The following is a 14,751-nucleotide window of genomic DNA, read 5'->3' as shown; positions in this document are numbered from 1 at the left end:
ACGCTGCTCGTTCAGCTTTTTCAGAATCTTATTAGCAATGCGATTAAATTTTCGCGTCCTGAAGAGCTGCCCCAACTAGGGAACCTCGTTTTATTTCACGCTGCCACCGCAGCACAAGCTTCAATTTCATGAATGAAATTCAGCACGATCGTCGTCATTTTTTCGGGATAGAGCAGTCCCCATTCGTGATAGCCTTCCTCCACGAGAACCTGACGAGAATCAGGAATCATTTTCGTCATCGTTTCAGCGCAGGGCAGCAGCGTGGTCAGGTCTTTTTTGGACCATAAAATAAGACTGGGAGCTTGAATCCGGGGCAGTAGAGGCGTGATGTCTTCCATTAGCGAAATCAGCAGTGCGCTGATCACATTTGGCAAATTCATCAGCAGATTGTTGGCAAACACTTGAGGAATGTCCACAAACTGAAGCTTCAGCTTGGGCAATGAAAGCTGCAACGGCATCTCGATCGATCGCCTCAGCAGCACTTCGGGAACCGAACCTGACGGAACTCCGGTACTGTCTATCAAACTAAGGCTTTTGACGCGATCGGGATAGTGCGCTGCCAGCCAAATGCTAATCCCGCCACCCAGTGAATGGCCGACTAAATGCACCGATTCCAGCTTCAGCAGATCGAGCAGTTCGATCAGGCGATCGGCAAAGCTCTGATAGCTGGTAAATAGCCGGGGATCGCTGGACTGATCAAAACTAGGCAAATCTGGCGCAACCAGCGCATGGGAACGCGCAAATAGCGACAGCACTTCCTGATAAGGTTCCGTCGAGATGCCCCAACCATGTAAAAAGAAAATGGGGGTCTGCTGATTTAGATTGCCCGCCGCTCGATAGAACAGCTTGCCCTGTCCGAGCTGAATAGAGTGTCCTCTGAGTTGGTCTTTCATTCGATTGCTTAAGCCGTGTTTCGCAATAGTGCTGTGATGAAGCAATACAGCCGTTTTCAGGCTGATGAAGTACAAAAGAAGTATAAAAAATGGGGTGCAGAAGTTTTACCCTTGGATGGGTGCGAAGCCTCCACACTCCCCATACCTTAAGTGAGTGAAAAAGGCTGTAATGCTTGTATGTATCAAAATAAGAATAATTTATTAAATGGACGAAAAACATCCAGCTTTAGCATGATGCCTTCCGATTCACGTAAAAGAGCATTCTTCCCCAAACGAGCTTTAGCCCGCTTCCCAGGCTGCGGAGGGGTTGGTCAAGTGTTTTTGCGATCGCTGCAGATATAATTCGGTTGCCGGATCAAAGCTCCTCAGCCGTTTTGCGTGTCTAAAGTAGTCGATCGCCTGTCCAAAGCAGCCGTTGCTGTAGGCAGTGCGCCCTGCCTGATAAAAATGCAGAAATTCCTGTGTGTTGGTATCAAGGGGCGATCGCCGATCGCCTAACAGCTCGTAGATCAAAACAGGTTTGGTTTTGCCTTTTACCCGAATCCGATCGAGTTCGCGTGCCCAGATTTTATCCGCGCAGAGGCGATAGGTGTATTCGCTGAGGATAATATCGCAGCCGTATTCTTTCGTGGTTCCTTCTAGACGAGAGCTGACATCCACGCCGTCGCCGATGACCGTGTAATTCATCAAGCGTTGGGAGCCAATGCTGCCCGAAACGACTTCCCCAGAGCTGATGCCAATGCCAATGCGGAGGGGCGGATTCCCTGCTTGAGTGCGAGCGCGGTTCAACTCTGCCAGTCGTCGGCGCATATCGAGGGCAGACTGAACAGCTTTCCAGGCATGGTTTTCGATCGGCAGGGGTGCGCCAAACACGGCCATCAGCGCATCGCCAATAAATTTATCGAGTGTGCCTTCAAAGTTAAACACCGCTTCCACCATCGTCTCAAAGTAGTGGTTTAGCAGCGACACCACTGCAGCCGCCTCCATCTTTTCAGTCAGGGAGGTATAGCCCCGAATGTCCGAGAAGAGGATTGTGACTTCTTTGCGTTCGCCACCCAGCAGCGCGTTTTCGCCCAGCGTGATTACTCGTTCTGCCACGCTCGGCGTCATGTAGCGATACATCGTTGCCTTCATGCGCTTTTCCTGGCTGATGTCTTCCAGCACAATTAGCCCGCCCCGCACCTGTCCTTCCGGGTTAGTGAGCGGATTCACTGTTAAATTAATGCTGTGTTCGATCGGCTGATGCCCCTGTGATTCAAACTGTTGCCAGAACGGGCTATTGCCCAGGTTCAGCGTTTGTTCGGGGACGTAGTGCTTCGCTCCGTAGGTGAGGCTATCGTGCAGGCGCATCTGAAGGTGATCGATCGGCACAACCTCCCAGACGAGCTGACCACTCAACCGTTGCTGCCATGCCTGGTGTTCCTGCCGTTCATGGTTTTGCCGCGATCGATCGCTCTGGGCGGATTCCTGCTTAGGAGCACCACAGCCCAGTAGTCGCAGAGCTGCCTCGTTAATTGTGACAACTTCGCCTTTAGTATTGGTTGAAATCACCGCATCCGAAAGGCTCTGCAAAATGTCTTTTTGATATTGCTTTTCCAGCAGCACTCGCTCGAAGAGTTGGGCGTTTTCCAGCGCGACCCCGGCTTGAATATTGAACGCCTGCATAAACTTTTCGTCTGAGGCGTTAAACGTGCCTTGGAGTTTGTTGATGAGCTGAGTTACACCAATCAGTTTGCCCTCAGAGTTATAGACGGGCATACAGAGAATGGTACGGGTGCGGTATCCGGTCTGACGATCGACGGTGGAATCAAACCGGGGATCTTCGTAGGCATTGGGAACGTTGAGCGATTGTCCGGTGGAGGCAACAAAACCCACGATCCCCCGATCGGCTGGAATGCGAATTTCGAGTAGGGTTTCGCCGTCTGCTTTTGCTACCTTTGACCAGAGTTCGTTGCTTTCGCGATCGAGCAAAAACAGGGTACTGCGGTCTGCCTGCATCAGGATGCGGGCTTCGGTCATGACAACGCGCAGGGTTTTTTCGAGGTCGAGGCTTTGCCCTAGCGAAGAAGTTGCCTTCAGCAAAGCTGATACGCCGCGCTGATTTCGAGCTGCGATGTAGAAAGAATTACAGCTTTCGAGAATAATGCCTATTGATTTAGCAAACTCGCCAAACAGACGTTCGTCCTGAGCATCAAATGGAGCGTCGCTTTGCTTATTGAGGAGCTGCACAACAGCAACCACCTGACCGCTCATGCTCAGCACGGGCATACAGAGAATAGTGCGGGTGCGGTATCCGGTCTGGCGATCGACTTCGGGGTTAAACAGCGGATGTTCGTAGGCATCAGGGATATTGAGGCATTCTCCGGTCACTGCCACCTGACCTGCAATCCCAGCTCGTAGGGGAACGCGGATCTCGATCAGCTCTCCGTCTGCGCCCTGAGCAACTTTTGACCAGAGCTGCTCCTTCTCTCGATCAACCAGAAAAATGGTGGTGCGGTCTGCGTTTAGAAGCTGCCCGATCTTCAGCGTAAATGCTTCTAGAATTTGCTCCAGCAGCGTTTCTAGCGTTTCGTCGTTGATTAGCTCGATTGCCTTGAGAAAGTGCTGAAACTCCCCAGTAATGCGCTCCAGAAGCTTTTGGAATTGCTCCAGGGGCAATGCCTGCATCCGCTCGGTTAGCCCGTGCGCCCGATCGACCTGAGCGAGGGCAGTCAGTAAGCTGGGGGAAACGTCACTCATGACCATTATTAATCACCACAGCGGTGCGGGAAAAGGCAAAACGTCAAATTACTTGTAAAGCTAGAATTACTTGTAAAACTAAGATTACTTGTAAAACTACTTAAGGAAAATTTTACTTTTCTTTTGCTTTAAGTAACTGTTCGTATCCATACTGATTAATCCTCTTTGTTGGATGACAGTCAACCGAAGATCCCCTGAGTTCACTAAGACTTTATTTGCGACCGGAGTGATTCGAGCGATTGGGTTACGGCAGTCGCAATAATCAACCGGCTTCAACCTTGCTCAACCTCTGGAAAATTTGTCAAAATCTGTCTATTCTTTGTAAAAGCCAGCCAAGTCTAGCGTTGTTTACCGGGGCCAATGCTCACATCTAGCACTTAAGTTGATTTCTGCTTTGATTTCTGCCTTTAAAGTTTTAGGGGCTGATTAAGCTTTTAGTGTCATCGGAAATCAATTTTTGCTAAGGTACTGTGTTGACGCTTCGGATTTTACCGATCGCAGTCGTTTCCGCCTGAATGTGCTGAAAGGCGATCGATCGAAACTTTTTCCTTGTGCGTGAATTTTTGACCCATTCCAGCCCCCTGTGCCGGAAGCCCTTGCAGATCCAGATTGCAGACCAGATTGCAGAAAGTTGATGACGCAGAAAAATGACGCAGAAAACAGTTAAACGCTATGCCAGGTTCTTTCTGCTGGCAGGAATTAGCCTCTGTACCCTGATCGCCCTCCAGTTTGGCGAAAAAATGGTCAACGCTTGGGACTTGAGCAATCAGCCGAATGTTGCTTTAGACAATCGCACCCCTGCCATTCAAATTCCGGCTCCTCCCTCGCAGGAAACTGCCCTAAATTTTGAGGTGCGACCTGCTTCGGGTTCAACAGTCGCGCAATCGCAGTCGCAATCACCCCAGCCACAGTCCCGATCGCAATCGCAGTCGGCTTCGCAGTCCTCCAAAGGGGTGATCGCCCTGAACTCGGCTAGGGAACCGCAGCAGGTCGCTCAGGTCAATCCGCAGCAGATCGCCACGGGCAACTGGTACGGCGCATCGTTTCCGGTCGAAAATTTCCAGGCTTATACGTCGCCTTTTGGCTATCGGCAGTCTGCAACGGGTGGCTACAGCCAGGAGTTTCACTACGGGCTAGATCTGGCAGCTCCCGAAGGCAGCTATATTCGCAATTGGTGGGCAGGCAAAGTGGTTGAAGTCACCGACAATACCAACTGTGGCAGTTCGGTGGTGGTGGAATCTGGACCCTGGACGCACATTTACTGTCACATGCAAGGTCACGTCGAAGAAGACGGCAGCGGACGCTACTTGCTCGATCGCGAAGGTGGACTACAAATCAAGCTGGGTCAAACCATCGGCGCAGGAGACCGAATCGGACGAGTCGGCATGACCGGACGCACCACTGGGCCGCATCTGCACTGGGGCTTGAAATACGATAGCAATTGGGTCGATCCGGCTCTTGTAATTCGGGCAATGTATGCCAATCAGCAGCAGGCAGCCAGCGTCAGCCGTCAGGGCATGCAGTAATCGATCGAAAAGCAACAAAACTTGTTGAAACCTCCTTCAACCTGGGACAATTTTTAAACAGAGCGTCGGGGTGGGAGGCAGCAGTGAAAGTTGCGATCGTGCATGAATGGCTAGTGACTCACGCTGGATCGGAGCGAGTCGTCGAGCAGATTTTGAGTCTCTATCCAGAGGCAGATTTATTTAGCCTGGTCGAATTTCTGCCGGAAGATTTGCGGTATTTTATTCGCAACAAGTCGGTTAAGACCTCGTTTATCCAGCGTCTTCCGTTTGCCAATCCTCACTTCCGGCAATATTTACCCCTGATGCCTCTGGCGATCGAGCAGTTTGATTTATCCAATTACGATTTAATTTTTTCTAGCAATCATGCAGTGGCGAAAGGCGTTTTAACGCGCCCCGATCAGCTTCATTTGTCTTATGTGCATACGCCCGTCCGCTATGCCTGGGATTTGCAGCAGCAGTATCTTCAAGGCGCAAACCTGAAAAGGGGAGTCAAGGCGGGAGTTGCTAACCTGACGCTGCATTATCTCAGACTGTGGGATCTGGCGACTGCTAACCGGGTCGATCACTTTATTGCCAATTCGCGCTATGTGGCGCAGCGGATCCGGAAAACCTATCGGCGGCAGGCAGACGTGATTTATCCGCCCGTCGCGATCGATCGATTTCGTGCCCCGTCCCAAAGAGAAGATTTTTACTTCACCTTGTCCCGGTTTGTGCCCTACAAGCGAGTGGATGTAATTGTGGAGGCGTTTACCCGTCTGGGCTTGCCGCTTGTGGTCATCGGGGGCGGAGCGGGCGAAAAACAGCTCCGGGCGATCGCAGGCAGAAATGTTGAAATTTTAGGACACCAATCGGAGGAAGCGATCGTCCACTATATGCAACGATGCAGGGCGTTTGTTTATGCGGCGGCAGAAGATTTTGGCATTTCGCTGGTTGAGGCACAGGCGGCAGGCGCACCCGTGATCGCCTACGGTAAAGGGGGAGCGGTCGAAACGGTGATTCCAGGCAAAACCGGGATTTTGTTTGCTGAACAAACGGTCGAAAGCTTAATGACAGCCGTGCGTCTGTTTGAATCGGGCAAATTTGCGTTTGAGATTGCTGATTTACAGCAAAATGCCGATCGTTTCTCAACCGATCGCTTTCGTCAGGCATTTTCTGAGTATGTAGCGCAAAAATGGTCAGATTTTCAGCAAGATTCAGCAGGAGATGCCCTAGAGTAGTGACGTGAGGAGTAATCGATTGCAATGCAGTTAAACCGAACGTTACGACCTGCCTTAGTGACGCTATCGCTCTCGACGCGATCGTTACCCACGTTTGCGCTGATGATTGCCTCAGACGTGCTGGCACTCTGCTTTGCAGCAATACTGAGCGTCTACCTGCATTTATTTCTAGAAGGACAGTTGCAGCCTACCCTCTACTGGCAGCTCTTTCCGACGCTGGGGCTATTTGTGCTGGCTTATGCAACGATCGGCTTGTATCCGGCGGTTGCGATCAGCCCAGTGGATGAAATGCGCTGGCTCAGTCTGTCTACCACGCTAATTTATCTGGCATTGGCAGCCACCCTGTTTATGCAGCGCGAAGGCGAAGTATATGACCGGGGCGTGTTTGTGCTGGGCTGGATGTTTTCGCTGGTGCTGGTTCCCCTGTGTCGCGGCCTGGTGCGATCGATCTTTGCGCCACAGCCTTGGTGGGGCTATCCGGTCGTGGTGCTGGGGGCAGGCAAAACCGGGGAAATGGTGATTCGGACGCTGAAGCGTCGTCCCGGAATCGGTCTGAAGCCTGTCCTGGTGCTGGACGACGACCCGCAAAAGCATGGTTTGCTGCACGGCGTTCCGGTAATTGGTGGAATGGCACTGGCTCCTAAGCTGGCACGCAAACGACATATTCCTTATGCGATCGTGGCGATGCCTGGAGTGGCACGACATCGGCTGCTATATGTGATTGAGCAATACGGCAGCGGCTTTGCCCATTTGCTGATTATTCCTGACCTGTTTGAGTTTGCAAGTCTGTGGGTTTCGGCAAAAGACATGGGCGGCGTTTTGGGGCTGGAAGTGCGGCAGCGATTGTTGTTGCCCGGACCCAGATTTGCCAAGTTTTTGATCGATCTGATTGCCACACTGTTGGGCGGGTTTATTCTGCTGCCGATGATTGTGATCATTGCGCTGTTGATCAAGCTCGACTCACCGGGACCCATCTTTTATGGGCAGACTCGTCTCGGTCAGCGTGGAGAGGAGTTCAAAGCCTGGAAGTTTCGCACAATGGTTCAGAACGCCGATCGGGTTTTAAAGGACTACCTGGAAGCCCATCCTGAAATGAACGAGGCATGGCAGCGCGATCAGAAATTGCGCTACGACCCGCGTGTCACTCGGGTGGGACGGTTTTTGCGCCGCACGAGCCTGGACGAACTGCCCCAACTCTGGAATATCCTGCGAGGCGAAATGAGCCTGGTTGGACCTCGCCCGATCGTTGAAGAAGAAATTCCACGCTATAAAGACAAATTCTCTCTTTATACCAAAGTCGTCCCCGGGCTCACCGGACTCTGGCAAGTATCGGGACGCAATAACATTACTTACGAAGAGCGGGTCAGCCTTGATGCCTACTACGTGCGAAACTGGTCGGTCTGGCTCGATGTCTACATTCTGGCGCGGACGATCTGGGTCGTGGTGACTGGGGAAGGAGCCTACTAGACTGAACGAATGACCGAAACGCCTTCCTCGCAGAACCGTTTGTTCGATCGCATTTTTCGCGGGTCGCTGGCTGGTTTTCTATACCTGTATGTGATCAGCATGGTGGGCATTGCTGCCTCAATGGGCTACGCGCTGACTCACGGTAAATCAGCCATCGATCGTCCAACGCGCAACAGTTTACTAATTTTGAGTGGGCTGCTGATGCTCAGTTCTTTGCTTGCCTACGATCGCGGCGAAGCCTTCCTCCAGCTCATTCACTTTCTGCCCTTTTTTCTGCTGTTTGCCGTCTTGCCCCACTTTCTTAAGAACGCAGAGCGGTTAGCACTCCTAACGACAGATTGGGTCATTGCCACGATTCCGATTAATCTTTATGCCGGTGTCGAGGCGGTTCTCAAGGCAGACGGATTACCCCGATCGCTGCGTCGAATTCCCTTTGTGCGTTGGATACGCTCTGCTCCTCATGCAGGTCGGGCAATGCTGATGTTTAATCACCCGAATTCGTTGGCGGTTTATCTGGTCGTGATTCTAGCGTTGGGGCTGGGGGTGTTGTATTACCAAAGCGTTTGCCAGTCATTCAAACCTGATAGCTCTCCAGGGGAAACTGCGCCGCCTCGATTGCCGTCCCTCCGCCAACGGCTGCTGTATGTCGGCACTTACTCCACGCTGCTCGGCATCTTCAGTTCGGGTTCTCGCAACGGTCTGCTAATCGCCATTTTGCTAATTCTGGTCAATAGCATTCTGAATCGATCGAATCGAATTGTCCTGATGGCTGGACTGATCAGCCTCACCGGAATCATGGCAGGCGCAATCGGCTTTGGCATTGGCGGACGATCGCTTTCCCTGACCTGGCTCGATGACTCCCGCTTACGGATTTGGCAAATCGCAGGCGGACTGATTCACGATCGCTCCTGGCTCGGCTGGGGGCTGGGCAACTTTAAGTTTTTGTATGTCGATCGCCTGCTGGCTCAGTTCCCTGAATGCGTGGCTCAGCGTCGCGTTTATCGCGTGATTCCGGTCGAATGCGCCGATGCAACTCATCCTCACAATTTCTGGCTGTTGCTGACGAGTGAAGCGGGGTTTCCCCTGGCGATCGGATTCACCCTGTTTATTGGCTGGCTATGCTTTCGGGCAGGACGGGCAATCTTCTCAGACGCGGCAAAAGATCCAAACCTGATTCGATCGAACCGTCAAGCCTTGCTCACAGGCTATCTACTGGCAGTGCTCGCCTTCAGTGCCTTTGCCCTGTTTGATGTCACCTATCACGACATCCGCGTAAACTTGCTCAACTGGCTGGCTCTAGGCGGGCTTTACACGCTTATCCCCAAAAGCAATCCTGCATCCCAATCCTGATCGAGTGCCCCTACTTGTCCTCCTTCGCCGCTAAAATCTCTTTTACTTCCCGCAGCAAAGCTTCCTCTTCAGAGCGAATCGCATCTAGCCGAGCGAGCAATTCTTGCAGCCGATTTTCGGGCTTCACTTCGGCTAACTCCACTTCTGAGATTGGTTTCACTTCGGATGGACGCTTGCCAAAGACAAACCGCACCAGCCAAACCAACCCCACGACCACCCAGCCTATCAAGCGAAATGGCAGCCCCAGCAGCGTCAGCCAAATGTTCTCCGTCAGCCGCCCGATCGCCTGAAGCAGCCCGGCAAACAAAAAAACGACCAGCACAAACAGCCCCACTAGCCACAACGGATGCTGCAACAGCCATTCTAGCCACGGATACTGGTCGAGCCATTCCTGAATCGGTGCAATCAGCGATCGCCAAAACCCTTCAACTGCCCGATTTCCCAATCCCTGCGTCCAGTCCATTCTCTGCTCCCCGACCTAACCCGCCAATCTAACAAAGGTCGTTTAAAGCCGCACCCCGCACCCTGTCCCCTCATCTCCTCATCTCCTCACTCATCCAGCCATTCACCCATCTACCCCGACACCTGCTCGATCGCCTCCCGAATCGCCAACCGCTGCTCCGTGTCATACTTCCATCGATTCAAAAAATCCTCATACTCCCCGCCGCCCGTTTCCGTAGCTGCCCGGAGCTGTTTCGCCTTTTGCTCAATTTCAGGAAGCTGAAGCTTTTGAATTAAGGCGGTTGTACGCGATCGAACCCGGTCCGATCCCTGCGCCATATCTAAATTGTCATTACGACGGTGAGTGATTGCCACCGCGGTAGACATTGCCAGGTTTTTCACCAGCAGATCAGCAGCGACTTCAGGTGACGTTCGTAGGGCACTGATTACTGCTTCGGTTGGATGGTCGGCAAGGGAGCGATCGTCCGTCAGATACCCCACAAAAAAGCCGCGTGCGCCGTCTACCGTCTGAACCAAAGCCGCAATTGTCTGTGCAATTTCAGCGTCAGATAGTGTACCCTGTTCCATGCGAGACACTAAAGCTTGAGTTAGCTCGATCGCTTGCTGAAAGGAAATATTGGCAGGAACGGCTAGCATAGGGTTGCTTCCTCATCAGTCGGGAACTTTCTCACTCAGGAGCTTTCATTGTATGCCGCAGACATTGGTATGCCGCAGATTTAGCGAAAAGCCTCTCTCACTTTGTTAAAAACGCTATAGAATTCAGTCAAGCCTGGAATAGTCCAGATGCACTAAATCCAGCGTGTCCCTCGGATAGCAGCAGTTCGCCCTATGGCAATTATTTCCTCTAAGCAACCTTCACCAGACAGCCCAAAGCCGGGTGGCTCGAATGGCAAAACCCGAGGCAGAGTCGTCGCTGCCCCGGATGACCTGCTTCAGCCCAGTGCCAGCCCAGAAGAAGCGGGTCGGCAAGAAGAAACCCTGCGTCCCCAAAAGCTCAAAGAATACGTGGGACAAAAGGCACTGAAGGAAGTGCTGGAGATTGCGATTAAAGCGGCTCAGGCACGGCAAGAGGCACTGGATCATCTGCTGCTTTACGGTCCGCCCGGATTGGGCAAAACTACAATGTCGCTGATTCTGGCGGCAGAAATGGGTGTGGAGTGCAAAATTACTACCGCTCCGGCTTTGGAACGTCCACGTGATATCGCTGGGCTACTGGTGACGCTGAAACCGGGCGACGTGTTGTTTATCGACGAAATTCACCGATTGCCCAGAGTCACCGAAGAAATTCTCTATCCGGCAATGGAAGACTTCCGACTAGATATCACCGTTGGCAAAGGACAAAGTGCCCGGATGCGAAGCATTCCGCTGCAGCGGTTTACGCTAATCGGAGCAACGACCAGGGTGGGGGCACTTTCCTCGCCACTACGCGATCGCTTCGGCATTATCCAGCGGCTCCAGTTTTACGAGCTAGACGAACTGACGCAAATTGTTTTGCGAACCGCCCAGCTTCTCAACACTCCCACCACCGAAGCGGGAGCCAGCGAAATTGCCCGCCGCGCCAGAGGCACACCCCGAATCGCCAATCGGTTACTGCGCCGTGTGCGAGATTTTGTGGAAGTCAGAGCCAAAGGAGCCACGATCGATCAACCCCTTGCCGCCGATGCGCTGGAACTATTCAAGGTCGATCCCTGCGGATTAGACCTGACCGATCGCCGTCTGCTGACCGTGATGATCGAAAATTTTGCGGGTCGTCCGGTGGGCCTGGAAACGCTGGCTGCTGCGACAGGAGAGGACGCTCAGACGATCGAAGAAGTTTACGAACCCTACCTGCTGCAAATCGGCTACCTTCAGCGCACCTCACGCGGACGAATTGCTACCCCTGCGGCCTGGAAGCATCTGGGCTACGAGCCGCCGAGTCAACAAATGGCGTTTCTGCGGTAAGAGAAGCAAACTCTATTGCCTGTGTACTAAATATGGGCATTAAATAACGGCTGTTTAGCTTGTGATGCTAGAGGCAGTTTAGAAAAGTCATTAATTACTGCTCGAACCGTCTCCCCCCGCGGGTCAATTCTGGGCAGGGTTCTGCTATACCCATTCCGCTTTTGCAATCCCTCTGTCCCCAACTGGCACAATTCCTCTGATTCAGGCGGGAAACACGATGATCGCGATCGCGCTTACCACTACGGATGAAACGCAATTTTCCAAGCAAGTTTATTAAATTAAAAAGGGAGATCAGCGATCGAAGCTCACCTCCCTTTTAAGTATCACTTTTGAGTATGACTGTGGAAATGCAGTAGAAATAAAAGTCTAGCTACAACAGGGGTACAACTTTGGCAGGCTAGGACGGAACAGGAATTCCAGAAAAACTCCAGAGCTCTGCACCGCGCTCGTTTGTCGAGGCAATAAAGAAAAGGCGACCATTAATGTTGGTGAGCTGCCCCGGAGTGGATGACCCCGTACTATTGACATCGAAGAAGCCCGTTCCGGCTGCGGTGCCATCGCTAAACCAAACTTCTGTGTCGTTATTTTGAGTTGCCACAAAGTAGAGCCGCGCTGCCGTACCCTGACCCACGACAGTCAAATTCTTGATATCCGTTACGCCATTGAATTTGCTGTTAACCGTAGACACTTTCTCTGCGGTAATTGCTGTTTGTCCATTCGTGGTTTCAGTCTTTGTCCGCCAGAGCGATTTCCCTGTGCCATCGTCTGCAATGAAGTAAAGCGTTCCGTTCAGATTTACAAAGTTAGACGGACTCGATGGGCCAGCCGGATTAATATCGCGTACCCGCACAGGAATCTGCGGTGTAGCAGCCTGCGAACCTACTGCCGTTTCAGCATTTTGCAGTGCCCATAGCTCTATGCCAGTATTACCTGCATTTGCTGTGAGGTAAAGCGTTCCGTTGATTTCAAACAGGTTGCTCGGATTTGAGTTGAGCGGTTCTGGAGGCAGATCAAATGCGGTGAGCGTGGTGCCGTCTGCATTTAAGCGGTAGAGTTCGGTTTGGGCTGGACCGTTGAGGGGAGCGCGAGCCTGGAAGAAAAGGCTATTGCCAACGGGTGTGAGGTGTTGCGGGTTAGAGGGATCGGCTCCTTGCCAGATGTCTTTTGCGGTACTGATCAGGGTAGAAGTGTTCGCATTTTGAATCCGCAGCAGTTCGTTGCCTGTGCCACTTGACCCCGTGCCCTCGCTGCCTGTGAAGTAAAGCGTGTTGCCCAACGCAGTCAGATTGTTGAATGACAGCGGGTTAAACGCAACATTGTTAGTGGAATCAACGACTGCCTTAATCGGGTCGCTTGAAGTGTCCGTTGCATCAACATAGAACAGACCTTTCGACGCGGCACTGGTTCCAGGTTGCCCAAAGAAGTAGAGACGGTTGTTAACGACGGTAAACTTGGTGGGGTTAAAGCTCGTGATTCCCGGCAGTTTATCCACAACGATTTTCGTTCCGGCGGCAGTTCCATCCGATCGCCATAGTTCCAGACCAGTTGCGCCGTTGTTTGCGGTGAAATAAAGCGTGTTGTTCACAGCAGCAAATTCACCGATCGCACTAAACTTGCCCAGTTCTCGGGTTCCGTCCAGCGTTCCGTCGCTGATCCAGAGCCCGTTACCCGTGCCGTCGTTTGCGGTGAAATAGGCAAAGCCGCCGACCGCAGTTAAGTTGGATGCACTAGAGCCAGAGCTACCAAAAGCAATATCGCGAGCCACACTGGGGAGTGACTGGGTGGGGCTGAGGCGAAGATTTAGCCGATAGGTTGAGCCAGTTCCAGCTTCTTCACCCGGCAGAACCTTACCCGGCAGAACCTTGAGAATAAAGGTTTTACCTGCGCCCAGCGTTCCCCCAAAGATTTCTGCGCTGGTTCCCGGTCGGTTTGAGGGCCCAATGTTTTTATCAGGAGCAGCATTGGGATCAGCAGGTTTCTCGTAAAGCTCGATATCGAGGTTGTCAAACAAGTCAACCATTTCCACCGTCAAGAATTGAGCTCCGCTGGACGGTGTGGTGAATTCATAGTAGTCTACGGGAGATGCTAAGCCGTTCCCTACATAGTTGCGGCGAGTCAATGTGGCATCGGCAAGTCCGGGAATCAAAGTCGCAGGATTCTGCTGATTGCTGACTCCATCGGTCTGGGCGGTAATGGTGAGCTGATAGTTTGAGTTTTCCCCCGCAGCTTTTTGATAAACCCGAACGAAATAGTTGCCCGGAGCCATTGACTGGAGGAACTGTTCTGGATTCGCGCCTACATTCGCTGAAGTCCTAACGATCGTGGTTTGATCTGCACCCAGAATTTGTAAATTGGCATCGCCCGTCAAACCAGCCAGATTAAACAGATAATCGCCTTTAGTTGCAATGCTGAAAGAGTAGGTCGTCTGCTGAGCTGTATCGCTCACTGCACCTGAAACCGGACTTGAGGTTGGAATAGTCAACGGGATTGGCACAGACGGGTCAGTTGGCGGAGGAGGCGAAATCGGGTCAGTTGGCGGAGGAGGCGAAATCGGGTCAGTTGGCGGAGGAGGCGAAATCGGGTCAGTTGGCGCAACCGGAGGCACGGAAGGCAGAATCAGAGTATTGGATAGTCTGAGCTGGTAGCTAGAGTTTCCCTGACGCTGCGTAACTCGCACAATGTAATCGCCCGACTCCAGTTCTGTACTGATCAGTTCATTGCGGTTACCACCCTGTCTGGATGCTCCGACAAGCTGCAAATTTCCCCGTCGCTGATTTCCTCGGAGTTGTCTAAAGTCGATTTTGCCAATGCTGCGGACAACTTGACGCAACGGGCGCGCCAGTCGATATAGCTCGATATTTGCATTGGTCTTTTTTGCAAGCCCTGTCAGTGCAAGGTCGACACGACTGCGTCCATTAACGCTAAAGCGATAAAGATCATCCAGGTCAGTTTTCTGCTTTAGAGAACCTTTGGCAGAAGAGCCAAGGAGTTTTGCTCCGCCCAGTTGGCTATCACGATCGGCTCTTGTTTGCATATCGATTGCCCAATTGCTTCTGCCCTAGCTTTCCCCGTGCCGCGAATAAACCTGTCATAACTTTGACAAATTCGCTTCGCAGTTCATAACTGCTTAATTAAGAAACAAAGAACTCCAAAAAA

The 14,751-nt window shown here is 52.2% G+C and carries 9 protein-coding genes and 1 pseudogene; 5 read left to right on the top strand and 5 right to left on the bottom strand.

Annotated features, from left to right (window positions below; all coding sequences use genetic code 11):
• Positions 1–95 precede the first annotated feature (95 nt).
• Together NDI45_RS12100 and NDI45_RS12095 are read right to left on the bottom strand one after the other, a co-directional pair.
• Complete coding sequence (locus NDI45_RS12100; RefSeq protein ID WP_348247471.1) at positions 96–893, bottom strand: alpha/beta hydrolase; 798 nt, start codon at positions 891–893, stop codon at positions 96–98.
• 279 nt (positions 894–1,172) lie between these two features.
• Positions 1,173–3,632, bottom strand: a complete 2,460-nt coding sequence (locus NDI45_RS12095) for a GAF domain-containing protein (protein WP_348247470.1) — start codon at positions 3,630–3,632, stop codon at positions 1,173–1,175.
• 1,016 nt (positions 3,633–4,648) lie between these two features.
• On the opposite strand from NDI45_RS12095, the pseudogene NDI45_RS12090 reads away from it, so the two are divergent.
• From NDI45_RS12090 to NDI45_RS12075, 4 genes and pseudogenes are all read left to right on the top strand, one after another.
• A pseudogene (locus NDI45_RS12090) lies at positions 4,649–5,158 on the top strand (M23 family metallopeptidase); the annotation flags it as partial.
• 83 nt (positions 5,159–5,241) lie between these two features.
• A complete protein-coding gene (locus NDI45_RS12085; RefSeq protein WP_190794440.1) occupies positions 5,242–6,375 on the top strand; it encodes a glycosyltransferase in 1,134 nt (377 codons plus the stop codon).
• Positions 6,376–6,399: 24 nt separating this feature from the next.
• Positions 6,400–7,842, top strand: coding sequence for an undecaprenyl-phosphate galactose phosphotransferase WbaP (gene wbaP, locus NDI45_RS12080; RefSeq protein WP_190794441.1), 1,443 nt, complete (start codon positions 6,400–6,402; stop codon positions 7,840–7,842).
• Between the two features lie 9 nt (positions 7,843–7,851).
• A complete protein-coding gene (locus NDI45_RS12075; RefSeq protein WP_348247469.1) occupies positions 7,852–9,192 on the top strand; it encodes an O-antigen ligase family protein in 1,341 nt (446 codons plus the stop codon).
• Positions 9,193–9,202: 10 nt separating this feature from the next.
• Here the strand turns inward: NDI45_RS12075 and NDI45_RS12070 are convergent, their stop codons facing one another.
• Entirely contained in the window at positions 9,203–9,655 is a 453-nt protein-coding gene (locus NDI45_RS12070; protein ID WP_190794443.1) for a hypothetical protein, read from the bottom strand.
• Positions 9,656–9,765: 110 nt separating this feature from the next.
• Positions 9,766–10,290, bottom strand: a complete 525-nt coding sequence (locus NDI45_RS12065) for a hypothetical protein (protein WP_348247468.1) — start codon at positions 10,288–10,290, stop codon at positions 9,766–9,768.
• Positions 10,291–10,482: 192 nt separating this feature from the next.
• Between NDI45_RS12065 and ruvB the strand changes: the two genes are divergently transcribed.
• Entirely contained in the window at positions 10,483–11,595 is a 1,113-nt protein-coding gene (gene ruvB, locus NDI45_RS12060; RefSeq protein WP_348247467.1) for a Holliday junction branch migration DNA helicase RuvB, read from the top strand.
• Positions 11,596–11,992: 397 nt separating this feature from the next.
• On the opposite strand, the gene NDI45_RS12055 is transcribed toward ruvB, so the two are convergent.
• Entirely contained in the window at positions 11,993–14,629 is a 2,637-nt protein-coding gene (locus tag NDI45_RS12055; RefSeq protein ID WP_348247466.1) for an ELWxxDGT repeat protein, read from the bottom strand.
• Between the last annotated feature and the right edge of the window lie 122 nt (positions 14,630–14,751).

It is taken from the genome of Leptolyngbya sp. GB1-A1, from assembly GCF_039962475.1.
Lineage (GTDB): Bacteria > Cyanobacteriota > Cyanobacteriia > Elainellales > Elainellaceae > Leptolyngbya_A.
This window is presented reverse-complemented; position numbering and strand designations above follow the sequence as displayed.